Genomic DNA, 23,101 nt, shown 5'->3' on the forward strand with positions numbered 1-23,101 from the left:
CGGGAACGAATTCGGAATCGTCTTCGTTACCCAGGTATCAGCCAGCTAGCGATGGGATCCCGAGCGGGCCCGCCGCAACCGGTAACCAGGGCGCAGCGCCGCGCCGCCTTGACCGCCACGCGACTTGTCGCCGCCCGCAGCAGGGGGAGGGAGATCCATGACCGTCACGAGGATCTCCGACCGTGAAGTCGGAGAGAACACGCCTGTCGTCGACCACGACCTCGACGCGCAGGGGCCAGCAGCAGATCTGGTTCGAGTCTACCTGAACGGAATCGGCAAGACCGCGCTCCTCACCGCCGAGGAGGAGGTGGAGCTCGCCAAGCGCATCGAGGCCGGTGTGTTCGCGCAGCACGTCATGGAGACGACCAAGCGCCTCACTCCCACCCGTCGTGAAGAGCTCGGGGAGCTCGTCCGCGACGGCCGCCGCGCCAAGGACCACCTGCTCAAGGCAAACCTGCGCCTCGTCGTGTCGCTCGCCAAGCGCTACACGGGCCGCGGCATGCCGCTGCTGGACCTGATCCAGGAGGGCAACCTGGGCCTGATCCGCGCGGTCGAGAAGTTCGACTACACCAAGGGCTTCAAGTTCTCGACCTACGCGACGTGGTGGATCCGCCAGGCCATCACCCGCGGCATGGCCGACCAGGGCCGCACCATCCGCCTCCCCGTCCACCTCGTCGAGCAGGTGAACAAGCTCGCGCGGATCAAGCGCGACCTGCACCAGACGCTCGGCCGCGAGGCGACGAACGAGGAGCTCGCGAAGGAGTCGGGCCTGTCCGTCGACAAGGTCGCCGACCTGCTCGACCACGCACGTGACCCGGTATCGCTGGACATGCCGGTCGGCACGGAGGAGGACGCTCCCCTCGGTGACTTCATCGAGGACTCGGACGCGACCGACGCCGAGAGCGCCGTCATCTCCGGCCTGCTGCAGGACGACCTGCGCCGCGTGCTGGCGACCCTCGAACCGCGCGAGCAGGCCGTGATCCGGCTGCGCTACGGCCTCGAGGACGGTCAGCCCCGCACGCTGGACCAGATCGGCAAGCGGTTCGGGCTGTCGCGGGAGCGGGTGCGCCAGATCGAGCGCGAGGTCATGTCGAAGCTCCGCCAGGGCGAGCGAGCGGCGAAGCTGCGGGCGTACGCCTCGTAACTCACCCGTCCGGCAGTATTGACTTGTGACTCAACTCACGGCACGGTCGGGCGTTACCAAGCCACGCGACGCCCGTCGTCGCACACGAAGGAAGGTCGGGACGGCCGGGGGCCGCCCCGGCCTTCCGTGTTTGTGGGGCACGGAACACCGCGGTGGTCGGGGATCACATCGATACGTCCCATTGGTGGCGGTACGGTTTTCTGATCCGAACTGCACACCGTTGGAGTTGTGTACGACGTGCCCACCACTTTCGAGTACACCGACGTCCTGCCGCTCGCGAAGGACACCGAGACCGAGTACCGCCTCGTCACCTCCGACGGGGTGAAGCTGATCGAGGCCGGTGACCGCAAGTTCCTCGAGATCGCCCCCGAGACGCTGACGCTGCTGGCGAAGGAAGCCATCCGCGACATCCAGCACCTGCTGCGCCCGTCGCACCTCGCCCAGCTGCGCAAGATCATCGACGACCCCGAGGCCTCGGGCAACGACCGGTTCGTCGCCATGGACCTGCTGCGCAACGCGGCCATCTCCTCCGGTGGTGTCCTGCCGATGTGCCAGGACACCGGCACGGCGATCATCATGGGCAAGCGCTCGGAGACCGTCCTCACCGGCGGCAACGACGAGCAGGCTCTGGCCCGCGGCGTCTTCGAGGCGTACCAGGAGCTCAACCTGCGCTACTCGCAGATGGCGCCGCTGACGTTCTGGGACGAGAAGAACACCGGCACGAACCTGCCCGCGCAGATCGAGGTGTTCCACAAGCCCGGCCAGGAGCCCGTCTACGAGTTCCTGTTCATGGCCAAGGGCGGCGGCAGCGCGAACAAGACGTTCCTCTACCAGGAGACGAAGGCGGTTCTGAACCCGAAGCGCCTCGCGTCGTTCCTCGACGAGAAGCTGCGCTCGCTCGGCACCGCCGCGTGCCCGCCGTACCACCTGGCGATCGTCGTCGGTGGCCTGTCCGCCGAGCAGAACCTCAAGGTCGCGAAGCTCGCCTCGGCCCGGTACCTCGACAATCTGCCGACTGAGGGCTCGCCGTCGGGCCACGCGTTCCGCGACAAGGACCTCGAGCAGCAGGTCCTGGAGCTCACCCGCAACTTCGGCATCGGCGCCCAGTTCGGCGGCAAGTACTTCTGCCACGACGTGCGCGTCATCCGTCTCCCTCGCCACGGCGCGTCCCTGCCGGTCGGCGTCGCGGTCTCGTGCTCGGCCGACCGCCAGGCCAAGGCCCGCATCACGCCCGAGGGCGTGTTCCTGGAGCAGCTGGAGCGCGACCCGGCCCAGTTCCTGCCCGAGGTGGAGGGCGAGGACCTGTCCGACGAGGTCGTCCGCATCGACCTCACCCGGCCGATGGCGGAGATCCGCGAGGTCCTCACCAAGCTCCCGGTGAAGACCCGCGTGTCCCTCACCGGACCGCTGGTCGTGGCCCGCGACATCGCGCACGCCAAGATCAAGGAACGCCTCGACGCCGGCGAGGACATGCCGCAGTACCTCAAGGACCACCCGGTCTACTACGCCGGCCCGGCCAAGACGCCGGAGGGCTACGCGTCCGGGTCGTTCGGCCCGACGACGGCCGGGCGCATGGACTCCTACGTCGAGCAGTTCCAGGCCGCGGGCGGTTCGCTGGTGATGCTCGCCAAGGGCAACCGCTCCAAGCAGGTCACGAACGCCTGCGCGTCGCACGGCGGCTTCTACCTGGGTTCCATCGGCGGTCCGGCGGCGCGTCTGGCGCAGGACTGCATCCGCAAGGTCGAGGTGCTCGAGTACCCCGAACTCGGGATGGAAGCGGTCTGGAAGATCGAGGTCGAGGACTTCCCCGCGTTCGTCGTCGTCGACGACAAGGGCAACGACTTCTTCGCCGAGACGTCCGCACCGACCCTGCAGATCAGCTTCCGGCGCTGATCCACCCGCACACCGCAGCCGGGGCCAACCGATATATCAGTTGGCTCCGGCTGCTCTGTTTCACGGCCTTGGCAATGGGCCTTTTGACGACGTCGTCAAAAGCCCCATTGCTAAGGACCAGGTAGAAGGCGCCGCATGAATGGATGCTGGTTCCAGGTGCCGGGCGGCAGTGAACAACCGCGTCGGGTTTCCCCCCGGCGCCTAAGCCATGCGCAGCCGGTGGTGAACCGCCCACGCACCGGCCCCGACGACCAGAGCCGCCAGTGCCACGAACAGGCCGGCCTCGATGGCCTGGAACGACCAGAACCGGTCGTCCGGCTGGAACCCCACCTGACGCACGACTCCCTGCGCGCGCATGCACTCGGGGATGCCCGTGGTGCAGGCGGCGGGCGAGAACGGGGCAGGGTTGCCGGCCGCGTCCACGTAGGACGAGCTGACGATCCACGCACCGGCGGGCATCTTGTCGTCCGTCGACGTGACCGGTGTCGCGTAGGCCGGGCGCAGCGCGTTGCCCACCAACCCGATCAGCGGGACGTACGCGACCACCGTGATGACCATGGCGGCCAGCGTGTTGCGCACCAGCAGTCCGATGGTCGCACTGAGCGTGAAGGCCAGCGCCGTGTAGGCGCCGAGGGTGAGGCCCTCGATCTCGAACGTCGGCGTCACCAGCCTGCCGCCGAACATCACGGCCCGCAGCGGCGCGGACGCCCACGAGTTGAGCAGCCCGAGCAGGGTCATGCCGGCGATGACCGGCAATCCCGCCACCACGATCTTGCTCGCCCACCACCGGGTCCGGCCGATCGACTGGGTCAGGCTGAACACGTGCGTCCCGTGTTCGATCTCGCGGCCGAAGAGCGGGCCGCCGGTGAACACGCCGAGCAGCACCGGCAGAGCGAGCAGCACGAGGCGCAGGTAGTTGACGTACGTGCCGTACCGCTCGTCGACGAGCCGTTCGTCGGTGATCGACTGCGCGTCGAACCGGACGATGGTCATCACCGCGGCGAGCCCGACGATGATGCCGAGGCTGAGGAAGATCTGCAGCCGTTGCTGCCGCCACGCCACCCAGGTCATGCCGCCACCGTCCTCGCGGATCGCAGGTAGGCCAGAGCCAGTTCTTCCAGCGACGGCTCGTTGTTGTCCCAGCCGGGGACGTCGGAGGTGCGGGCGAGCACTGTCGCCTGACGTCCGGTCGTGCGCGCCTCCACGACGCCGTCCGGCAGCACCAGCTCTCGCGATCCGACCAGAACCCGGTGTTGCGTCAGCAGATCCTCGACGTCACCCTGCAACCGGACCTGCCCGTCGGCGAGCAGCAACAGGTGGTCGCAAACCCCGTCGAGGTCGGCGATCACGTGCGAGGACAGCAGCACCGTCATGCCCGTTTCGGCGACTTCGGCGAGCACGGCGTGCATGACCTCCTGTCGCGCGATGGGATCCAGGTCGGCCAGCGGCTCGTCGAGCATCACCAGCTCGGGGCGCCTTCCCATCGCGATGGCGAGCGCGACTCGGGTGCGCTGCCCGCCGGACAACGTGCCGATCTTCGCGTCGAACGGCACGCCCGCCTCACGCACGAGCCGTTGGGCGTACTGGTCGTCCCAGCCGGGGTTCAGCTTCGCTCCCGCCCGCAGCATCTCCTCGACGGTGAACCCCTTGAACAGCGGCTTGTCCTGGCCGAGGAACGCGAGCCGCCGGTTCGCGCCGTGCTTGCCGGGCGCCTGCCCGAGCACCCTGATCTCCCCGCTCGTCTGGCGCTGCAGTCCCGTGGCGATGCGCATGAGCGTGCTCTTGCCCGCGCCGTTGGGGCCGATCAGCGCCGAGATCCGGCCGGCGGGCAGTCCGAACGTGCAGTCGCGCAGCCCCCAGCCGCGTCGGTAGCGCATGGTGAGCGCCGTCGCGTCGAGCGCGATCGTGGTCAACGTCCTTCTCCTTCGTAGTGCAGGTCCAGTTCCGCTTTGACAAGAGCCTCGACGTACTCGCGGTCCAGTCCGTCCTGCCGTGCCCGTCTCATCCAGCCGGCCAGTTCCGCGCGCAACTGGTCCGCGTCCGGCTGAGCCGGTGCGGCGGACACGGACACGAACGTCCCCACCCCGCGCCGTCCCTCCGCGAGGCCTTCGCGTTCCAGCTCCCGGTATGCCTTCAGCACGGTGTTCGGGTTGATCGAGGTCGTGGTCACGACCTCCTTCACCGTGGGCAGCTGGTCCCCCGGCCGCAACAGACCCAGTCGCAGTGCGTGCTTCGTCTGGTTGACGAGCTGCTGGTAGGCGGCCACGCCGGAGCGACGGTCGATCCGGAACTCGATCACCCTTGCCTCTTTATCTAGTTAACTAGTTAAACCACTATCTACTCCGCGGCAGGGTGCCGTCAAGAAGGCGCGCGGAAGTCGGCGACCGTGCAGCAGGACCTAGGCCGTCGGTGTGGAAAGACGCCAGGCAGCAGCGACGACAGCGGTCGCATGATTTGACAACAAGGCAGCGCACGCGAGGGCGTGTGTGCGCTGCCTTGTCAACAACAAGCGAGGTAGCCGAAGCCCGCGAGATGCCTGGGGCGTCGGCGATATGCGATATATCAGCGGGTCGGCTGAAGATCCATATATCAGCCGGTCTCCTCGCGAGACTCCAGAACCAGGCGACGATCGCCCAGCGGAGCGTCCAGGCGCACGGTCAGCGGCACCTGGCGGATCTCCTGGGTGCACACCGTGCCCGGAGGCTGCTTGGTGATCGTCACGAGCGTGATCTGGACGAGCTCGGCGGACTGGGCCGTCACCTCCGCGCGGGCCTCCTTGCAGCCGCCGCCCACGCCGAAGACCTCGATGTCACGACCGTCGCCGAAGACGTACGCCTCGGAACGGTAGAGGTCTGACAACGATGTCGAGATGACCTTTTCCTTGGGCACCGGCGTGACGTTGGGCGGGACGACCGGCTTCTCCTCCGAGATCGACACCGGAGGTTGGACGGGCGCGGTGGGGTTCGCGCCGGACGAACCGGTGGAGCCGGGCGCGGACGTGCCCGAGGTGGGTGAGCCGGTTCCGGGCGCGCCCGACTGCTTGTCCGACGGGGCGCCCGACGAGCAGCCGGTGAGCACAACGGCGAGAGCAACGGCAGCGACGACGTTTCTCATGCGCACCATCCTTGCAAACCGGGCCAAGGGGCCAGGTGAACCGAGGAAGAAGAGATGCCCGGCCGGCGGGGCAGTTGCCGACCGGGCACCGTGGGGAGGAGGTCTACTTCTGTTCCTGCCGCGACGTCAACGCGACCGTGCGCTCACCAAGGGGTTCGGTGAGCTGCACCGTGAGCGGAGGGAAGCGGATGTCCATGGTGCAGGCCTGCTTGTCCAGGGGCAGCGTCTCGACGAGCTCGATCTTCACGACGCTCGCCGACTGCTCCAGCACGGACGCGCTGGCCTTCCCGCACCCGCCCTCCTGGGCGATGACACCGACGGTCTTCCCGTCTCCCTGTGTCCACACGGTGCGCGGATACTCCGACGACAAAGCGTTGGTGTCCAGCTTCGTCACCGGTTTGCCGTCCGGCGGGATCTCTCCGGGTGCGATGCCCGGTGGCACTTCAGACGGCGAGGTGGCGGTCGGCAACGTCGGACCGCCACCTGCCCCAGTGCCCGCGTTCTGCGCACTGCCACAGGCCGAGATCACCAGCAGCAGGACGCCAGTGCCAACTACGGTTCCCATGTGCCTCATGGTCAGAGGACGGAACCGCGCTCACATCGGGTTGCAGCAGTTCGCTTAACAGTTACCGGCTAACGGCTGTTACAGCCTCTCGCAGAGCTTCCAGCCGTGAAGCGGACGCGAGACCCCCGTGGTAGAGGTGGAACTCCTCCACGCCGGCGTCCAGATACGTCAGCCACTCCTTCGACAGCGCGGCACCGTCCGCGGGCTTCGGCGGCAACCCCAGCACGTACGCGGCGATCCGCGTGTCCGGAGCGACGGCGCGCAGAGCCTCGATGCCCGGCACCGCGACGTCCGGTCCGGGCCAGCACATCGTCGTCAGCACGTCGACGTCCGCACCCAGACCGCCGGCGACGGTCGCGAACGGCCCGGTTCCCCAAGGATCCGCTGTCACGTGCATACCAACGCGAACCGAAGGAGCGGCAGCACGGATCTCTCCGACCAGCTTCTGCCGCAACGACCGCACGACACCTGTCCGCACGGCCTGAACGTCTTCCGCGAGCGCACCCAACGCCTCCTCCACGGTGCCAATTTTTTGAGGTGCACCACGATCAACCCCAACCCGGACCGCTGCACGCAGGGCATCCGGGTCGGCATACAGGGCGGTGCAGGCAGAGCAGAAGCACAGCGACAACAGCTTCTGCTGCACCGCGTTCCAGTCCGTGCCGTCGGTCTTCTCGTGGTGACCACCGTGGGAGAACCCCAGCGGCCCGCAGGCCTCTAGGATGATCCCGTCCGGCGCACCGAGCTCCAGCACCTCGGACACCAGCACCGAGGTGTACTCGACGACATCGGGCTGGGCCGTGCACAACGCGTACGGGTAGCGGTCCCCGAACGCGTTCACCACGGTCACGTCCGGATGCAGGTCACCCAGGCGCGAGTTGTGCGTGAGCACGGTCCACGCGTACACCGGCAGTCCGGCAGCGCGAACCAGAGCGGCCGCTTCACCGAACGAGTCGGAACTGTCCATCCAGGACGGTTCCGCGGGCACGAGGCGGCCGAAGTTCGCCGTGCGCACGGGAAGGTAGAACGCCGCGTGCCGCGCGTCGACCAGCCGGTGCGACGGGTGCAACGGCGTCGCGGCCCGCACGGTGTGGTACGACGCGGCGAGGGCGATGGCGTCGACACCGAGTTCCTGGTACCGCGCGACGGCGTCCGGGTCACCGATCAGGTCCCACGGATAGGCGTGGACAACCGACTTCACCACCGGGGACGCTTCCTCTCGTAGCTCGGGTCGAACTGCTGCATGTACCCCGTGTCGTCACGTGACGTGATGCCGCACTTGACGTAGTTCTCGGCCAGTCGCGCCAACGCATCGCGATCCAGCGACACACCGAGGCCAGGCGACGTCGGCACCGGCACCGCGCCGTCCACAAAGGACAGCACGCCCGGCTCCACGACCTCGTCGGCCGCGTTCCACGGGTAGTGCGTGTCGCAGGCGTAGCTCAGGGTCGGCGTCGCCGCGGCCAGGTGCGTCATCGCGGCCAGCGAGATGCCCAGGTGCGAGTTCGAGTGCATCGACAGGCCGATGCCGAACGTCTGGCAGATCATGCCCAGCTGCCGCGACCGCTGCAGCCCGCCCCAGTAGTGGTGGTCGGACAGGAGCACCTGCACGGCGTCCTGTTCCACCGACGGCTTGAGGTGCTCGAACGCGACCACGCACATGTTGGTGGCCAACGGCATCGGCGCCTTCGCGGCCACCTCCGCCATACCGGAGATCTCCGGGGTCGGGTCCTCCAGGTACTCCAGCACGCCGTCGAGCTCTTCCGCGACCTTCAACGACGTCGCGGTCGACCAGGCAGCGTTCGGGTCGAGCCGCAGGGGGTGGTCCGGGAACGCCTCGCGCAGCGCGCGGATCGCCTCGATCTCCTGCTCCGGAGGGAACACCCCGCCCTTGAGCTTGATCGACCCGAACCCGTACTCGCCGATCATCTTCCGCGCCTGCGCCACGATGCCGGCGGGGTCGATCGCCTCGCCCCACTCGTCCGGCTCGGCACCGGGGTGCCCGTCCCACTTGTAGAACAGGTAGGCGGAGTACGGGACGGCGGAACGGATCGCGCCGCCCAGCAGGTCGTGCACCGGCCGCCCCAGCGCCTTGCCCTGGATGTCCAGGCACGCCACCTCGAACGGCGAGTACACGCGGTCGACGGTGCTCTCCGCGGTGATCTTCCCGGTCAGGCCGTGCTTGTCCGGCCCGACCTCACCGCCCAGCACCGCGGACACGCGCGCGTGCATCTCGTTCAACGCGAACACGTCGAGCCCGATCAGAGAGTCCACAACGGACCGTGAGCGCTCCAGGTGCGCGAGGTCGCCGTAGGTCTCCCCCAGCCCTGAAATGCCCTCGTCGGTGTGCACCTCGACGATCGTGCGCAGCGCCCACGGCTCGTGCACGCCGGCGGCGTTCAGCAGCGGCGGGTCGCGGAACGCGATCGGAGTCAGGACGATCTCGGTGATCTTCATGCCAGCAGAGCCTTGCCCGCGGCGATGATCTTGTCCAGAGCGGCCAGGTGCTCGTCGGCCGGGTCGACGAGCGGCGGCCGCACGCCACCGACGTCGAGTCCGTTCGCGCGCACCGCCGCCTTCACCAGGGCGACCGCGTAGCCGGGGACCTTGTCGCGCAGCTCGACGAGCGGCTTGTAGAACTCGTGCAGAAAACGGTTCACCAGCTCGGTGTCGCCCGCCTGCACGGCGTTGTAGAAGCCGATCGAGATCTCCGGCGCGAAGCAGAACACCGCGGACGAGTACAGCTCGACCCCGATGCCGCGGTACGCGAGCTGGGTCATCTCGGCGGTGGGCAGGCCGTTGAAGAACTGGAACGGCTTGTCGACGCCCGCGCGGACCGACAGCACGATCCGCTGCATCTGGTCGAGGTCGCCGATGCCGTCCTTGAAGCCCACGACGTTGGGGATCCGCGCGACCTCGACGGCGGTCTCCGGCGTGAACCGCGCGTTGTTGCGCTGGTACACGATGATCGGCAGCTCGGTGACCGCGGCGGCCTCCGCGACGTACCGCACGAGACCCGCGGCCGGGTTCGTCACGAGGTACGGCGGCAGCAGCAGGATGCCCTGAGCACCAGCACGTTCCGCCGCCTGGATGAACTGCTTGGTCGCGACGACCGAACCGCCCGCGCCGGCGAACACCGGGACCTTGCCCGCGGTCGCTTCGACCGCGACGGCCACCGCACGCTCGAACTCCTCCAGTCCCAGCGCGTGGAACTCGCCGGTGCCGCAGGCGGCGAACACCGCGCCCGGCCCGGCGGAGACACCGTGCTTGACGTGCTCAGCCAGCACGTCGTACGCGATGTTCCCCTCGGTGTCGAACGGGGTCACCGGGAAGAACAGCACACCATCGAGTTGCATACCAGACACTCATCCCTTGATCGCTCCGGTGGTGATCCCACGCAGGAAGGACTTCTGCAGCGACAGGTACACGACCAGGCTCGGCACCAGCGCCAGCAACGCTCCGGCCAGCACGATGCCCGTACCGACCATGTCGTCGGATCTGAGCGCGAGAAGTGCGACCGTGAGCGTGTAATCGGAGGGGTCAGCGGCGACGATCAGGGGGAGCAGGTACTGCTCCCAGATCATGTTGAAGCCGAACACGGCGATGACGCCGAGCGCGGGCTTGCACAGGGGAAGGATGATCTGCGCGAAGAGACGCAGCTCCCCGGCACCGTCCACTTTGGCCGCTTCCTCCAGTTCGGCGGGGATCTCCTTCATGAACTCCGTCATGACGAAGATGGAGAAACCCCACGCCCCCAACGGGAGGATGACGCCGAGCAGGGTGCCCTTGAGACTCACGTGCACCAGTGGTAGGTCTCCGATCACCAGCGACAGCGGGATCGCGATGACCTCCTCCGGCAACATCATCGTGGCGAGGATGACCAGCAGTGCGATGGCCTGACCGCGGAACTTCTTGCGCGCCAACGCGTAGGCGGCGAACACGCTCACCGACAGCTGCAACAGCAGGGCGCCGCCAGCGATGATCAGCGAGTTCGTCAGGTAGTGCCAGATCTTGTTCTCCGTCGCGACCTGGAAGTTGATCAGCGACGGGTTGTCCGGGATCACCGAGAGCTGGGTCGGGTCCGGGTTGTCGTCGAACGCGCCGGAGAAGATGACCAGCAACGGGCCGCAGAAAAGGATTACAGCGAGGGCGCTCAAGAGGAACCGGATGCCCCTGCTGACCCACGCGTCCTGGCGGGTGGACCAGCCGATGGCGCTGTCGAAGCGGCTCGAGTTGACGCTCATCGCGCCTCCTTCCTCCGGCGGTACCACTGAACGCTGACCGTGAGAACGAGCGTAACGAGGAAAAGCAACACCGAGCCCGCCGATGCGAGACCGGCTTCCGACTGTTCGAACGCGGTGGTGTAGACGCGGGTCATCCAGACGTCGGTCGACCCCGCCGGACCACCGCCGGTGAGCACGTACACCTCGGTGAAGACGCGCAGGCCGCGGATCGCCGCCAGCGTCAGCAGGATCGTGATGACCGGGCGCAACGCGGGCAGCGTCACGTTCCAGATCCGCTGCCACGTCGAGGCACCGTCGATCGCGGCGGCCTCGTACTGCTGGCGGTCGATGCCGGCGAGCCCGGCGAGGATGAGCACCATGTCGTACGGCGCGTGCTTCCAGATGCCGACGAACATGACCGACACCAGGGAGGTGTCGGTGTCGTGGATGTACTCCCAGGGCCCGAGGCCGACCCACGAGATGACCTCGTTGAGGAAGCCTTCCGGTGCCGGGTAGAAGAACAGCCGCCAGATCTCACCGATGACCGCGGTGGCCGCCACGACGGGCAGGAACACCGCGGACCGCACGAACCACAACGACTTGGTGTGACCTTCCAGCAGCAGTGCCAGCCAGAAGCCGATGACCATGGCGCCGATCGTCTGACCACCGGCGAGAACGAGCGTGTGCCAGCTGGCCGTCAGGAACTTCTCGTCGGACAGGATCGTCGCGTAGTTCTTGAAGCCGACGAAGATGTCGCCGAGGAACGGCCGGACCTCGAACAGCGAGAGGCGGATGCCTTCCGCCATCGGGATGAACTTGAAGACGAGGAAGATCAGCGCGGCGGGGAGCAGGAACAACCACGGGATGAAGGTGGCTCCCGTGAGGCGGCGCCGGCGGCGCCGCCTCACGGGGTGGGTTTCGACGGCACCGCCGCCACTAGCCGTCGAGCCCACGTCTCGGGTGTCGCTGGTTGACGCAACTGCCGTCACTGCGACGCCTTCTGGTTCTCAAGCTCCTTCTTCAGCGTGTCCGCCAGGGACTTGAGCTCAGCCGAGGAGTCGGCGGGGCACTTCGCGAAGATGGAGTTCAGGATCTCCGAGGTCTTCTGCCGGAAGGGCGCGAAGTTCGGAACGCTCGGGAACGGCCGCGCCTCGCTGGAGTACACGCCCGCCACGGTCGCCCAGCGCGGGTCGTTGTAGGTCGCGTTGACGTCGACGTTCTTGTTGACGGGCAGGCGGACCACCGGCTGCGGGTCGCCCTTCATGCCCGCCTGCTGCGCCTCGGGCGTGATCAGGTACTCGGCGAGCTTCTTCTGGTCCGCGGTCTTGGCGGAGCCGGCCATCAGGTAGATGTCCTCGCCCTCGCCGAGCACCGTGGCGCCGGCCGGGCCGCGCGGGGACGCGATGACCTCGTACTTGTCCTTGCCGACCGACTTGTCGAAGCGGCCGATCATGTACGGGCCCGTGAGGTAGATGCCGCTCTTGCCCGACTCGAACAGCGGGTGCGCGTCGTTGGTGCCCAGCGTCAGCGAACCGGGCTGCATGACCTTGTCCTCGCAGAAGAGCTTGCGCAGCCGCTCGACCGCCTTGGTCGACTCCGGCGAGTCGATGCCGACGGAGAACTTGCCGCCACCCTCTTCGTCCAGGATGTCGCCGCCGCCCTGCCAGATGTAGCTCGACGCCCACCACGCGAGGTAGCCGCGGTCGGTCGTGCCCGGCACGAGCATGCCGTAGGTGTCGTTCTGCCCGTTGCCATCAGGGTCGTTACGGGTGAACGCACGCGCTAGATCGTCTAACTCGTCCCACGTCGTCGGGATCGGCTTGCCGAGCTTCTCGCGCCAGTCCTTGCGGATGAGCGTGACCATCGCCTGGGTGGAGTACGGGATGGCGTAGTACTTGCCATCCGCGCCCTTCCCGTTGTTCCACGCGCGGTCGACGATGTCGTTGCCGCCCGCGACGTCCTCGCGCTTGATCTCCGTCGTCCAGCCCTGCTTGACGAAGTTGCCGAGCGAGCCGGTGTCGGTGATGACGACGTCGGGGAGGTCCTTCGACGCGGCGCGCTGCTGCACCTGCTTGTCGAAGTCGTTGAAGATCGGCTTGTAGTCGACCTGCACACCGGTCTTCTCGGTGAAGGACTTGAAGATCTTCTCGTAGACCTTCGCGGTCGCCTCCGTCGAGCGGGTCCACACCTCGAGGGGCTTGTTCGGGTCCTTGTTCGAGGACGCCGTGTTGCCACTGCTGCCGCAGCCTGCGAGCAGCAAGGCCACGCTGAGCGTGGCGAGTGTTGTGGCGGTTCTACGGCGCATCGTTGCAGCCCTTCGTGTTCAGATATGTGAACCGGGGTCGTACTTGTGAACCTGATGCAGGACTGTAAGAATCAGCACAGCAACGTGTCAAGGGCGAGTTGGGCAAGTTGCTTACCGGTTTCCAGAAGACGGCCGAGGAGGCCAGGTGGCGTCGCCGATCGACAAGGGCACGGCCCGTCCGGGCGCGGTGAAGTCCGCGGACCGCACGGTCGAGCTGCTCGAAGTGCTCTCCGCGTCCGACCGCAGGCTGACGCTCACGGAGCTGCACCGCGAGCTCAGCTATCCCAAGTCCAGCCTGTACATGCTGTTGCAGACGCTGGTCGCGCGTGGCTGGGTGGAGGTCGACTCGGACCGCGGCACCTACGGCATCGGTGTGCGCGCGCTGCTCGTCGGTACGTCCTATCTGGACCACGACCCGGTGGTGCGCGCGGCGATCCGCGTGATGGAGCAGGTCCGCCAGGAGATCAACGAGACCGTGCACCTTGCCCGTTTGGACGGCGCGGACGTCGTCTACCTGGCGAGCCGCGAGTCCGAGCACCACCTGCGGGTCGTGTCCCGCGTCGGCCGCCGGCTGCCCGCGCATTCGACGTCGCTGGGCAAGGCGGTGCTCTCGACGCGCACGCCGGAGGAGGTCGACCTGATCCTCCCGGACGTGCTGACGCCGTTGACCCCCAACACCGTGACCGATCGGGCCGCGCTGCACGAGCAGCTCGCCGGGTTCCGCAACGTCGGGTACGCCCACGAGCGCGAGGAGAACACGCCCGGACTGGGCTGCTTCGCGGTGGCGTTGCCGTACCGAAACCCCGTTCTGGACGCTATGAGTTGCTCGGTTCCTCTGGGCAGACTGGACCCCGAGCACGAGCGGCAGGTCGTCTCCGCTCTGCTGGACGCCGCCCGGACGATCACCGAGCTTCTCCGCCAGTTCGGTCGCTGAGCGCGTTCCACCGAAACATCTGCACAAGACGGAGGGGTCCAACCCGTGACCGCACGCATCCTGATCACCGGCGCCGGTGGCGGGGTGGGCACGCTCATGCGTACCCGCCTCGCGGCGCAGGGCCGCGTCCTGCGGCTGCTGGACATCGCGGAGCTACCCGCGGCGGCCGACGGCGAGAACGTCGAGCTGGTCCAGGCCTCGGTGACCGACATGGCCGCGATGGAAGCCGCGATGAAGGACGTCGACGCGGTGATCCACCTCGGCGGCCACAGCCTGGAAGAGGCGTGGGACAAGATCCTCAGCGTCAACATCGACGGCACGCACACGGTGCTGGAAGCCGCGCGGCGTCAGGGTGTTCGTCGGGTGGTTCTGGCCAGCTCGAACCACGCCGTCGGGTATCTGGAGCGGGCCGACGGTGAGGCCGGTGACTACGTCTTCCCCCGCCCGGACACCTACTACGGCGTGTCCAAGGTGGCGCTGGAGGCGTTGGGATCGCTGTACGCGGACCGCTACGGCATGGACGTGATCGCGGTCCGCATCGGTTCGTGCTTCGAGAAGCCACGTGACGTGCGGATGCTGTCGACGTGGATGTCACCGGACGACGGCGCGCGCCTGTTCGAGGCGTGTCTATCCGTTGCGTCGCCGGGATTCCGGATCGTGTGGGGCGTTTCGGACAACACGCGCGGCTGGTTCTCGCTGGACGAGGCCCGCGCGCTGGGTTACGAGCCGCAGGACGACTCCGAGGTGTTCGCGGCCGAGGTGCTGGAGAAGCACGGCGGTGAGCTCGATCCCTCGTCGTACGCGGCGAAGTACGTGGGCGGGGTCTGGTGCGGCCCCGATTTCGACACGGCAGTCAAGGAGGCAGGGCGTTGAGCCACGTCGTGCAGGGATACAACCCGCGCACCGGTGAGCCGTTCGGCGAACCGGTTGCGAAGACCCCCGACAGCGAGGTGGACCGGATCGCTTCGGCTGCGGCTGTGGCGTTCCCGGCGTGGTCGGTCGTTCCGGCGGCGGACCGCGCCGTGGTGCTGGAGAAGGTCGCGGACGCGCTGGACGCCGAGTCGTCGTTGCTGGTTTCCACGGCGGACAGCGAAACGGCGCTCGGCGTGCCGCGGCTGACGACGGAACTGAAACGCACGACGAACCAGCTGCGGTTGTTCGCGGAGGTGCTGCGCGAGGGCAGCTACGTCGAGGCCACTTTGGACTCCGCGAACCCCGACATCATTCCGCCCCGGCCGGTGCTGCGCCGGGTTCTCCGTCCTCTTGGGACGGTTGCGGTGTTCTCGGCGTCGAACTTCCCGTTCGCGTTCTCGGTGGCCGGTGGTGACACGGCTTCCGCGCTGGCGTCGGGTTGTTCCGTTGTGGTGAAGGCACATTCGGCGCACCCGTCGACCTCGCGCGAGACCGCACGGGTGGTCGTGGACGCGTTGCGCGACGCCGGCGCGCCCGAAGGTGTGTTCGGCATCGTGTACGGGACCGAGGCCGGTGTGGCGCTGGTGCAGCACCCGGTCGTCCGCGCTGTGGGCTTCACCGGGTCGACCGGTGGCGGGCGGGCGCTGTTCGACCTGGCGCAGGGCCGGCCGGACCCGATCCCGTTCTACGGCGAGCTGGGCAGCGTGAACCCGACGGTGATCCTGCCGGGTGCGGCGACCTCGGCCATCGCGGCCGGGTTCGCGCAGTCGCTGACGATGGGGGTCGGGCAGTTCTGCACGAACCCCGGTCTGGTGTTCGCGCCAGCATCGCTCGTGCCCGCGCTGGGCGAGGCCGTCGCGGCGACCGCGGGTGGCGCGATGCTCAACGAGCGGATGTGCGACTCCTACACGGCTTCGACGGACGCGCTGGCCGCCTCGGACCTGGTGTCCGTGGTGTCCACCGGTACGAAGCCGGACGAGGCGTGGGCCGTCTCGCCGCGGCTGTTCAGCGTTGAGGTGTCGGTGTTCGAGGAGAACCTCGAGAAGCTGACCGAGGAGCACTTCGGCCCGGCCGCCCTGGTCGTGACGTACTCGTCGCCGTCGGAACTGCACTCGGTGCTCGCGAAGCTGCCGGGCACGCTGACCGGCACGGTGCACGCCGCCGAGTCGGACCACGCGGAGGCAGGTGAGATCGCCGAGATCCTGCGGCGCGTCGCGGGCCGGCTGATCTTCAACGCCTGGCCGACCGGTGTCGCGGTGGCGTGGGGCCAGCACCACGGCGGACCGTGGCCGTCGACGACGAACCCGCTGCACACGTCCGTGGGCGCCACGTCGATCCGCCGCTGGATCGCCCCGGTGACGTACCAGTCGTGGCCGGACGCGTTGCTGCCGGCGGAGCTGCAGGACGCGAACCCGTTGGGCATTCCGCGCAGGGTGGACGGCGTGCTCGGCGTGCACTGAGCGTTTTCTCGGGCGTTTCTTTCGGGCGGGGCTGCCGGCGTGACGTCGGCAACCCCGCTTTTCGTTGGGGAGCGCTTGACCTTGGAGTGCGCTCACAGGTTTAGCGTTGGTCGCATGAGAGTCGCCGAGCTCGCACGTCAGGTCGGGGTCCGGCCCGACACGGTCCGGTACTACGAACGCGCGGGCCTGCTCGCACCGCCGCCGCGCACCTCGTCGGGCTACCGGCAGTACCCGTCGTCGGCCGCCGACCGGATCCGGTTCATCCGCGACTGCCAGCGCCTGGGACTGACCCTGCGTGAGATCTCGTCGTTGCTGGCCATCCGCGACACCGGCGAATGCCCGTGCGAACCGGCCGAGGAACTGCTGCGGCGCCACATCGCCGAGATCGACGCGGAACTGTCCCGGCTGACGCGACTCCGTTCAGACCTGGTGAACATGGTCGGCACCGACTGTTCACCGTGGTGCCCACCGGAGGGGAGGTGAGAGGGATGGACGACTGCTGCACCAGCTGCGACTGCTGCTGACCGAACGCTCCGTTGACCGATCCGGCGAGGCGCCCGCCGGATTCACGGCAATATATTGGATACGAGCACGCTCTGGGTTCAGCGCTTGCCGACCCTCGCAGCGATCACCTTCGCGCACTCGACCGCCTCGGCCCGTCCGGTGTCGACCTCGACGTCGTAGGTCATCCCGCGATGCACCAGATCGGCCTGGGCCTCGGCCATCCCGGACACCCGATCCCCGCGAGCGAGCTCCCTCCCCGCGGCGACGACGGCGTCACAGCGCACCCCGACCCACAACACGTCGAGCCCGTCCAGCACCTTCTCCCACCGCTGCCGTGACTCGACCCCGCCGAGGAACACGTCGTCCACGATCACCCGCGCCCCCACGCGCACCATCGCGGCAACGCCTTCCATCCACGCGTCCTCGAGCAGCCGGAACTCGGCCCCGACGCTCACCTCACCGCCGTCGGCGAACCCGATCCCCTCGGACCCGAGCTGCAACCGCGCGGGCATCACGTCGATCAACGTGTCGACCCCGATCGCCAGCCAGGCCTCGGGCAACAGCGCCTGCAGACAGCGCGCGATCCCCGACTTGCCCGAGCTGGACCCACCGTTGAGAACGATCACCTGAACACCCGACGACACAGCACCAGTCACCGGCCGACCGTACCCACGCAACCGCACCCACCACGATCGTTTTCGCCGCCCAACCGCCTCCGCTCCAGCTCAGAGCCCCTCCCGGCAACTGATATATCGGCTGATACATCAGTTGCGACCCACCTACCCCGGATGCAAAAAACGTTTGCGGACGAAGTCAAAAGACTCATTGCAAAGGTGTCGGGGACGCGCCAGGGCGTTGACGAGCGCCTCGCGGACTTTCTCCCAGGGCTCGTCAGCGACGTGCCGCGCCCGCCCGGCGCTCCTCCCGCAGCTCCCGCTGATACCCGAGGAAGTCGACCTCCAGCGTGTGCCGCTTCGACTTCACGTACCGGCTCCGCAGCGACTCCCGATACGCGGCGATCTCCGCCTTCATCTCCGGAACTGACGGCAGCCCCGCACGCCCGGACACGAGGTCGGCGATCCACTCGGACTGCGCCTCGGCGAGCGGCATGATCGCCCCGAGCGGCTGGATCAGCCCGAGGAAGTACAACCCGGGATGGTCCGGGTCCACGACCCGCCGGTACAGCGACACCTCGTTGTCCGGGGACGACACGGCGGGGAACGAGGCGGCGTCCAGGAACGGGAAGTCGACCTTGTACCCGGTGCAGTAGACGATCACGTCGACGTCCTCCCGGCTGCCGTCCGCGAACACGACCCCGGAGCCGTCCAGACGGTCGATGTTCGGCTTCACGGTGATGTCACCGTGCCCGAGCCGGGTCAGCAGGTCGTCGGACACCGTCGGGTGCGCGGCGAGGATGGCGTGTGAAGGTTCGGGCAGGCCGTAGTCGGAGAGCTTGCCGCGCGCGAGCCGCAGCATCGCCCGGAGCGAGAGCGCCTGCAGCCAGGCCGGCGCGAAGCGGGCAAGTGGCGACGTCGTCAGGTGGTCGGTCGGCATTCCGAAGAGGTACTTCGGCATGATGTGCGCGCCGCGGCGCATCGCCAGGAACGTCCGCGCGGAGACGCGTGACGACTCGACCGCGATGTCGCAGGCCGAGTTGCCGATGCCGAGCACCAGCACCTTCTTGTCCGCGAAACGCTCCGGCCTCTTGTAGAAGTGCGCGTGCATCTCCTCGCCGTCGAACGAACCGGGGAACGCGGGCTCCGGCATCCGCGGTGACCAGTGATGGCCGTTCGCGACGATTACAGAGCCATACGTTCGTGAGACCTCTTCACCGGTGTCACGATCGCGGGTGGTGACCGAATATCCACCGGATGCACCCCCGGATGCGCCCCTGGATGCGACGGTGACCGACGTGACCTCGGTCCGGAACCGGATGCGGTCGCCGAACCCGTGGTGCTTGACGAAGTCGTCGAAGTACTCGGCGATCTGGAAGTGCGACGGATACGCGGGCAGGTGCGCCGGCATCGGGAACGACTTGAACTCCATCATCTGCCGCGAGGTGTTGATGTGGAGCGAGCGGTAGGCGGAGGACATGCCGTTGTCGTTCAGGTAGCGCCAGTTGCCACCGATCTCGGACCCGGTCTCGTAGCAGTCGAACTCGATGCCGCGGGCGCCGAGCACCTGACATGCGGCGATGCCGGAAGAACCCGCCCCGATGACGCACACGCGATCCATGACGCTGAAGTATTTTCACGTTCCAAGCGGCTGTCAATCACCTGGACACGGGTAGGGCAGACGCGATCGTGGCGAAGCCTGGTCAAACCTCACCATCGCCGTGCCAGCACGAACAAGCGGTGGCCCGCTGAGTGGAACGGGGTGTGCCGCGCCCAGCCCGAGCCAATACGTTGTGCCGCATGCGAAAGCTTCTCGTGGCAGTCACGTCGGTACTGGCCTTCACGGTCTCCACGGGCACGGCGGCGGGCGCACCGCTGCCGTGCCCGGAGATCTTCGCGACGAACAACACCGCCGTCATCACCGATCCGAACGACCCGCGCCTGCGGGACAGGCTGGTCGCGTTCGACCGCGAGGTCCGCGGCATCGTGCTCGCCAACGGCGGCGTCACCACCCGCTCCACGCTGCTTGACGGCGTGTTCTGGTCGAGCAGCCTCCAGCAGACGACGTTGGAGCGGTCCCGCAAGTTCGACGTCACGCTCGGCGAGGAGAGCCTGCGCCACACCGCCTCCACGATCAGCAAGCAGTTCCGGCAGGAGTCGGTGCTCACGTTCCGCTTCCTGCCGTCGAACTCGCCGAAGGTCGACGCCGTCCAGGTCGAGGTCGACGGCATCACCGCGAAGCAGGTCCGCGAAGGCCTTCTCAACGACGCGGTTGCGCGCGAGAAGCTCGGCGGCGGCAGCGTCACGTTGCAGAACAAGGCGATCCTCATCGCGGACGTCAACGACCTGCCGACCGTGCGCGCGTTCGTCACGACCATCGGCGGCGACATGAGCAAGGCGAAGGTCCGCAGGGGCACGTGGGAGTTCGTGAGCGCCGAGACGGCCCTCGAAACTCCCCATGAAACTCCTTTGTGGATCAACAAGAGCGCAGCCTAACCTGAAGTCATGGCAGCAACCCTGATCCGCGGTCAGAACGTGGACATCCGCATGTGGACTCGACCGGACGAGGTCGAGGAGTTCGCCATGCGACAGCTCCAGAACATCTCCGCGCTGCCGTGGGCCGTCAAGCACATTGCGGTGATGCCGGACGTGCATTACGGCAAGGGCGCCACGGTGGGATCGGTGATCGCGTTGCGCGACGCCGTCTCCCCCGCGGCCGTCGGCGTGGACATCGGCTGCGGCATGACCGCCGTGCGCACCTCGCTCACGGCGAGCGACCTGCCGGAGACACTGCGCGGTCTGCGATCCCGCATGGAGGCCGTGGTCCCCGTCGGTTTCGGCCAGCACAAGGCGACCGCGTTCACTGAGAGGGACGCGTCCGACTGGGGTTCGTTCTGGAAGCGGTTCGACGACCTGACGCCGGCGGTCAAGGCGCGCGCCGACAAGGCGATGCACCAGATGGGCACGCTCGGCGGCGGCAACCACTTCCTGGAGGTCTGCCTCGACACCGACCAGCGCGTGTGGGTCATGCTGCACTCGGGGTCGCGTGGCATCGGCAACGAGCTGGCGCAGCACCACATCTCGGTGGCGCGCACCCTCGCGCACAACGCCGAGCTGCCGGACCCGGACCTCGCCGTGTTCCTCTCGGGCACGCCCGAGATGGCGGCGTACCGGCACGACCTGTACTGGGCGCAGGACTACGCACGCCGTAACCGCGCGGTCATGCTGCGTTTGGTGTGCGACGTGCTGCGCGCCGAGTTCCCGCGAGTCCTCTTCGAGGAGCCGATCTCCTGTCACCACAATTATGTGGCGGAGGAGACGCACTTCGGCGAGGACGTGCTGGTGACCCGCAAGGGCGCGATCCGCGCCGGACGTGGCGAGCTGGGCATCATTCCCGGCTCGATGGGCACCGGCTCGTACATCGTGCGCGGGCTCGGGAACCCTGACTCGTTCCAGTCGGCGTCGCACGGTGCCGGCCGGAAGATGTCGCGCAACAAGGCCCGCAAGACGTTCACCGCGCAGGATCTCGCCGCCCAGACAAGTGGTGTCGAGTGCCGCAAGGACTCCGGTGTGGTGGACGAGATTCCGGGCGCCTACAAGGACATCGACACCGTGATGGCGAACCAGTCCGACCTGGTCGAGGTGGTCGCGAAGCTCAAGCAGGTGGTTTGTATCAAGGGTTGATGTTTCCGCTGCGAGTACGTGGGAAAGCCTCCAGGACAGCAGAGTTATGGCCTGTCTTGGAGGTTTTCCATGTCAACGGGCGCCATCATCGGCCTCGTGGCCGCGGTTATCGTCGTGCTGGCGGTCCTCTTCTTCGTGCTGAGGCCCGCGATGCAGCGCAAGAAGCTGCGCGACCGCTTCGGCCCCGAATACGACCGCGCGGTCTCTGACAGTGACAGCAGAACCGCCGCGGAGAAAGAACTCGCCGAGCGGGAGCACCGCCACAGCGAGTTCGACCTGAAGCCGCTTTCCCCTGCGGCGCAGGACAGTTACCGCCGGCACTGGGCGGACGTGCAGGCCAAGTTCGTCGACTCGCCGGAGAGTGCGATCGCGGACGCCGACCGGCTCGTGACCGATCTGATGTCCGAGCGCGGCTACCCCACCGAGGGTTACGAGGCGCAGCTGAGCGTGCTGTCCGTCGAGCACGCGCGGACCCTCGACCACTACCGCAAGGCGCACGACATCTCCGAGCGCCAGGAGATCGGCGAGGCGAGCACGGAGGATCTGCGCACTGCGATGGTGCACTACCGCGAACTGTTCACGGATCTGCTCGAACACGGCGCGGGCCCGCGCAAGGACCGCGAAGCCGCGCGGAAGGAGAAGACCGATGTCTGAGGCCCCAGTGAGGAAGGCTCCGGTGACCAACGATCCCGCGTCCGCTCCTCCGCAGCAGTCGGCTCATGAGCAGCGGCAGATGCACGAGCAGCGCCAGGGAGACGACCAGCGCACGGCTCAGGAGCAGCGCACGGCCCCGGACCCCCGGTCGTCGCAGGACCCGCGCACGGCCCAGGATCCACGCACGACGCAGGACCAGCGCACTGCTCAGGATCAGCGCACGGCCCGGGACCAGCGGACCGCACAAGACGAGCGGACCGCCCAGGACCAGCGCACGATCCACGAAGAGCGGCCGTCACACGAGCAGCACGCGACCTCACAGCAGTCGGCTCGCTCCCAGCAGACCGTCGGCCGGCTGGAAGACGAGTGGCAGGCCGTGCAGTACGAGTTCGTCGACGACCCGAAGGCCGCCGTCCGCAAGGCCGACGACCTCGTGAAGCGGGCCATCGAGGAACTCACGACCCGTCACCGTTCGCTCACCGAGCAGCTCAAGGGAAACGGTGACCCACAGACCGAAGACCTGCGACTGGCGCTCCACCGCTATCGGGAACTCTTCAAGTCGCTCGTCTCCGCCAAGTGACAACTGTGTTCGATCAGTGAACCCCGGCGCCGCGGCCGTAACAGGTGGCGGCGCCGGCTGGCGTGCGGAGATCAGCTGGGCAGTTCCCTGATCTCCATCTCCAGCACGTCGATCTCGTCGCTGATGGCCTCGTCGAGCATGTCATCGAGCAGCTTTCGGCACTCCGCCGAACCGCAACGCGGCAGTCCCGCGCCGAACCGCGGCACCTGCTCCCACCACACCGCCGGGTTGTTCCAGAACGATCCCGAGCCCTGATCGACGCCCTCGAGGCACCGCAGCTTCTGGTCGCTCTCCGGAAGCGCTCGCACGAACTCGATGAACAACGCGAGTGCGTCGGGGTTGCTCACCGGGACCGCGCCGTAGCCGCGCAGGCAGTCCTCGAGCTCAGCGAGGAACTCCGTCTTGAAGGACACGGCACACCCCCGCTCCTCCGCACCGTTGCGGACATCCAGAGTTCGTACCGTCAACAGTACCTCCGCGACCTGAGCGGGAAACGAGTGCGAACGGGCGGTATC

The 23,101-nt window shown here is 67.7% G+C and carries 24 protein-coding genes; 10 read left to right on the plus strand and 14 right to left on the minus strand.

Translation table 11 applies throughout. The annotated features are described in order from the left end of the window. Window positions 1-157 precede the first annotated feature (157 nt). Window positions 158-1,144 (plus strand): sigma-70 family RNA polymerase sigma factor, encoded by a 987-nt coding sequence (locus ACFOWZ_RS21825; protein ID WP_030464855.1) that lies wholly within the window; start codon window positions 158-160, stop codon window positions 1,142-1,144. Window positions 1,145-1,372: 228 nt separating this feature from the next. Beyond that, window positions 1,373-3,037 (plus strand): fumarate hydratase, encoded by a 1,665-nt coding sequence (locus tag ACFOWZ_RS21830; protein WP_382375276.1) that lies wholly within the window; start codon window positions 1,373-1,375, stop codon window positions 3,035-3,037. A gap of 201 nt (window positions 3,038-3,238) precedes the next feature. On the opposite strand, the gene ACFOWZ_RS21835 is transcribed toward ACFOWZ_RS21830, so the two are convergent. The 11 genes from ACFOWZ_RS21835 to ACFOWZ_RS21885 all read right to left on the minus strand — a co-directional run bounded on the left by ACFOWZ_RS21835 (window position 3,239) and on the right by ACFOWZ_RS21885 (window position 13,244). Continuing rightward, window positions 3,239-4,108 (minus strand): ABC transporter permease, encoded by an 870-nt coding sequence (locus ACFOWZ_RS21835; RefSeq protein ID WP_382375278.1) that lies wholly within the window; start codon window positions 4,106-4,108, stop codon window positions 3,239-3,241. Then, entirely contained in the window at window positions 4,105-4,950 is an 846-nt protein-coding gene (locus tag ACFOWZ_RS21840) for an ABC transporter ATP-binding protein (RefSeq protein WP_382375280.1), read from the minus strand. The genes ACFOWZ_RS21835 and ACFOWZ_RS21840 overlap by 4 nt, the downstream gene beginning before the upstream one ends. Next, the gene (locus ACFOWZ_RS21845; RefSeq protein WP_382375282.1) at window positions 4,947-5,336 is read right to left on the minus strand and encodes a GntR family transcriptional regulator; all 390 of its coding nucleotides are present in this window, start codon (window positions 5,334-5,336) and stop codon (window positions 4,947-4,949) included. The genes ACFOWZ_RS21840 and ACFOWZ_RS21845 overlap by 4 nt, the downstream gene beginning before the upstream one ends. Before the next feature lie 290 nt (window positions 5,337-5,626). Further along, window positions 5,627-6,151, minus strand: a complete 525-nt coding sequence (locus ACFOWZ_RS21850; protein ID WP_382375284.1) for a hypothetical protein — start codon at window positions 6,149-6,151, stop codon at window positions 5,627-5,629. Window positions 6,152-6,254: 103 nt separating this feature from the next. Further along, entirely contained in the window at window positions 6,255-6,716 is a 462-nt protein-coding gene (locus tag ACFOWZ_RS21855) for a hypothetical protein (protein ID WP_382375286.1), read from the minus strand. Window positions 6,717-6,777: 61 nt separating this feature from the next. Continuing rightward, window positions 6,778-7,917 (minus strand): hypothetical protein, encoded by a 1,140-nt coding sequence (locus tag ACFOWZ_RS21860; RefSeq protein ID WP_382375288.1) that lies wholly within the window; start codon window positions 7,915-7,917, stop codon window positions 6,778-6,780. Beyond that, window positions 7,914-9,173, minus strand: coding sequence for a glucarate dehydratase family protein (locus ACFOWZ_RS21865; RefSeq protein WP_382375290.1), 1,260 nt, complete (start codon window positions 9,171-9,173; stop codon window positions 7,914-7,916). The genes ACFOWZ_RS21860 and ACFOWZ_RS21865 overlap by 4 nt, the downstream gene beginning before the upstream one ends. Then, window positions 9,170-10,072 (minus strand): 5-dehydro-4-deoxyglucarate dehydratase, encoded by a 903-nt coding sequence (locus tag ACFOWZ_RS21870; protein WP_382375292.1) that lies wholly within the window; start codon window positions 10,070-10,072, stop codon window positions 9,170-9,172. The genes ACFOWZ_RS21865 and ACFOWZ_RS21870 overlap by 4 nt, the downstream gene beginning before the upstream one ends. A 9-nt stretch (window positions 10,073-10,081) precedes the next feature. After that, window positions 10,082-10,960, minus strand: a complete 879-nt coding sequence (locus ACFOWZ_RS21875; protein ID WP_382375294.1) for a carbohydrate ABC transporter permease — start codon at window positions 10,958-10,960, stop codon at window positions 10,082-10,084. Beyond that, a complete protein-coding gene (locus ACFOWZ_RS21880) occupies window positions 10,957-11,847 on the minus strand; it encodes a carbohydrate ABC transporter permease (RefSeq protein ID WP_030464866.1) in 891 nt (296 codons plus the stop codon). Before ACFOWZ_RS21880 ends, ACFOWZ_RS21875 begins: the two co-directional genes overlap by 4 nt. A 77-nt stretch (window positions 11,848-11,924) precedes the next feature. Beyond that, on the minus strand, window positions 11,925-13,244 hold the full coding sequence (locus ACFOWZ_RS21885; protein WP_382375296.1) for an ABC transporter substrate-binding protein: 1,320 nt from the start codon (window positions 13,242-13,244) through the stop codon (window positions 11,925-11,927). A gap of 145 nt (window positions 13,245-13,389) precedes the next feature. On the opposite strand from ACFOWZ_RS21885, the gene ACFOWZ_RS21890 reads away from it, so the two are divergent. The 4 genes from ACFOWZ_RS21890 to ACFOWZ_RS21905 all read left to right on the plus strand — a co-directional run bounded on the left by ACFOWZ_RS21890 (window position 13,390) and on the right by ACFOWZ_RS21905 (window position 17,033). Then, window positions 13,390-14,178 (plus strand): IclR family transcriptional regulator, encoded by a 789-nt coding sequence (locus ACFOWZ_RS21890; RefSeq protein WP_382375298.1) that lies wholly within the window; start codon window positions 13,390-13,392, stop codon window positions 14,176-14,178. Window positions 14,179-14,223: 45 nt separating this feature from the next. Beyond that, window positions 14,224-15,051 carry an NAD-dependent epimerase/dehydratase family protein gene (locus tag ACFOWZ_RS21895; RefSeq protein ID WP_382375300.1) on the plus strand — a complete coding sequence of 276 codons (828 nt, stop codon included), beginning with the start codon at window positions 14,224-14,226 and terminating at the stop codon, window positions 15,049-15,051. Beyond that, entirely contained in the window at window positions 15,048-16,550 is a 1,503-nt protein-coding gene (locus ACFOWZ_RS21900; protein WP_382375302.1) for an aldehyde dehydrogenase (NADP(+)), read from the plus strand. Before ACFOWZ_RS21895 ends, ACFOWZ_RS21900 begins: the two co-directional genes overlap by 4 nt. 114 nt (window positions 16,551-16,664) lie before the next feature. Further along, the gene (locus tag ACFOWZ_RS21905) at window positions 16,665-17,033 is read left to right on the plus strand and encodes a heavy metal-responsive transcriptional regulator (protein WP_382375304.1); all 369 of its coding nucleotides are present in this window, start codon (window positions 16,665-16,667) and stop codon (window positions 17,031-17,033) included. A 119-nt stretch (window positions 17,034-17,152) separates the two neighbouring features. Here ACFOWZ_RS21905 and cpt read toward each other — a convergent pair whose 3' ends face one another. Further along, window positions 17,153-17,710, minus strand: a complete 558-nt coding sequence (gene cpt, locus ACFOWZ_RS21910; protein ID WP_382375306.1) for a chloramphenicol phosphotransferase CPT — start codon at window positions 17,708-17,710, stop codon at window positions 17,153-17,155. 235 nt (window positions 17,711-17,945) lie between these two features. Then, on the minus strand, window positions 17,946-19,289 hold the full coding sequence (locus ACFOWZ_RS21915) for a flavin-containing monooxygenase (RefSeq protein ID WP_382375308.1): 1,344 nt from the start codon (window positions 19,287-19,289) through the stop codon (window positions 17,946-17,948). 179 nt (window positions 19,290-19,468) lie between these two features. Between ACFOWZ_RS21915 and ACFOWZ_RS21920 the strand changes: the two genes are divergently transcribed. From ACFOWZ_RS21920 to ACFOWZ_RS21935, 4 genes are all read left to right on the plus strand, one after another. Continuing rightward, complete coding sequence (locus ACFOWZ_RS21920) at window positions 19,469-20,164, plus strand: hypothetical protein (RefSeq protein WP_382375310.1); 696 nt, start codon at window positions 19,469-19,471, stop codon at window positions 20,162-20,164. Window positions 20,165-20,173: 9 nt separating this feature from the next. Then, window positions 20,174-21,352, plus strand: a complete 1,179-nt coding sequence (locus ACFOWZ_RS21925; protein ID WP_382375312.1) for an RtcB family protein — start codon at window positions 20,174-20,176, stop codon at window positions 21,350-21,352. A 96-nt stretch (window positions 21,353-21,448) separates the two neighbouring features. Next, a complete protein-coding gene (locus ACFOWZ_RS21930; RefSeq protein ID WP_382375314.1) occupies window positions 21,449-22,006 on the plus strand; it encodes a hypothetical protein in 558 nt (185 codons plus the stop codon). Next, window positions 21,999-22,586 carry a hypothetical protein gene (locus ACFOWZ_RS21935; protein ID WP_382375316.1) on the plus strand — a complete coding sequence of 196 codons (588 nt, stop codon included), beginning with the start codon at window positions 21,999-22,001 and terminating at the stop codon, window positions 22,584-22,586. The genes ACFOWZ_RS21930 and ACFOWZ_RS21935 overlap by 8 nt, the downstream gene beginning before the upstream one ends. A gap of 71 nt (window positions 22,587-22,657) precedes the next feature. Here ACFOWZ_RS21935 and ACFOWZ_RS21940 read toward each other — a convergent pair whose 3' ends face one another. Continuing rightward, on the minus strand, window positions 22,658-22,999 hold the full coding sequence (locus ACFOWZ_RS21940) for a hypothetical protein (RefSeq protein ID WP_030464878.1): 342 nt from the start codon (window positions 22,997-22,999) through the stop codon (window positions 22,658-22,660). Between the last annotated feature and the right edge of the window lie 102 nt (window positions 23,000-23,101).

It is taken from the genome of Lentzea rhizosphaerae, assembly GCF_042649515.1.
Classification (GTDB): Bacteria; Actinomycetota; Actinomycetes; order Mycobacteriales; family Pseudonocardiaceae; genus Lentzea; species Lentzea aerocolonigenes.

Bases quoted from the DNA above. Each gene is read 5' to 3' on its own strand.
- ACFOWZ_RS21825 (WP_030464855.1), top strand. From the start codon at position 158: ATGACCGTCACGAGGATCTCCGACCGTGAAGTCGGAGAGAACACGCCT.
- ACFOWZ_RS21835 (WP_382375278.1), bottom strand. From the start codon at position 4,108: ATGACCTGGGTGGCGTGGCGGCAGCAACGGCTGCAGATCTTCCTCAGC.
- ACFOWZ_RS21850 (WP_382375284.1), bottom strand. From the start codon at position 6,151: ATGAGAAACGTCGTCGCTGCCGTTGCTCTCGCCGTTGTGCTCACCGGC.
- ACFOWZ_RS21855 (WP_382375286.1), bottom strand. From the start codon at position 6,716: ATGGGAACCGTAGTTGGCACTGGCGTCCTGCTGCTGGTGATCTCGGCC.
- ACFOWZ_RS21865 (WP_382375290.1), bottom strand. From the start codon at position 9,173: ATGAAGATCACCGAGATCGTCCTGACTCCGATCGCGTTCCGCGACCCG.
- ACFOWZ_RS21870 (WP_382375292.1), bottom strand. From the start codon at position 10,072: ATGCAACTCGATGGTGTGCTGTTCTTCCCGGTGACCCCGTTCGACACC.
- ACFOWZ_RS21875 (WP_382375294.1), bottom strand. From the start codon at position 10,960: ATGAGCGTCAACTCGAGCCGCTTCGACAGCGCCATCGGCTGGTCCACC.
- ACFOWZ_RS21885 (WP_382375296.1), bottom strand. From the start codon at position 13,244: ATGCGCCGTAGAACCGCCACAACACTCGCCACGCTCAGCGTGGCCTTG.
- ACFOWZ_RS21905 (WP_382375304.1), top strand. From the start codon at position 16,665: ATGAGAGTCGCCGAGCTCGCACGTCAGGTCGGGGTCCGGCCCGACACG.
- ACFOWZ_RS21915 (WP_382375308.1), bottom strand. From the start codon at position 19,289: ATGGATCGCGTGTGCGTCATCGGGGCGGGTTCTTCCGGCATCGCCGCA.
- ACFOWZ_RS21920 (WP_382375310.1), top strand. From the start codon at position 19,469: ATGCGAAAGCTTCTCGTGGCAGTCACGTCGGTACTGGCCTTCACGGTC.
- ACFOWZ_RS21925 (WP_382375312.1), top strand. From the start codon at position 20,174: ATGGCAGCAACCCTGATCCGCGGTCAGAACGTGGACATCCGCATGTGG.
- ACFOWZ_RS21935 (WP_382375316.1), top strand. From the start codon at position 21,999: ATGTCTGAGGCCCCAGTGAGGAAGGCTCCGGTGACCAACGATCCCGCG.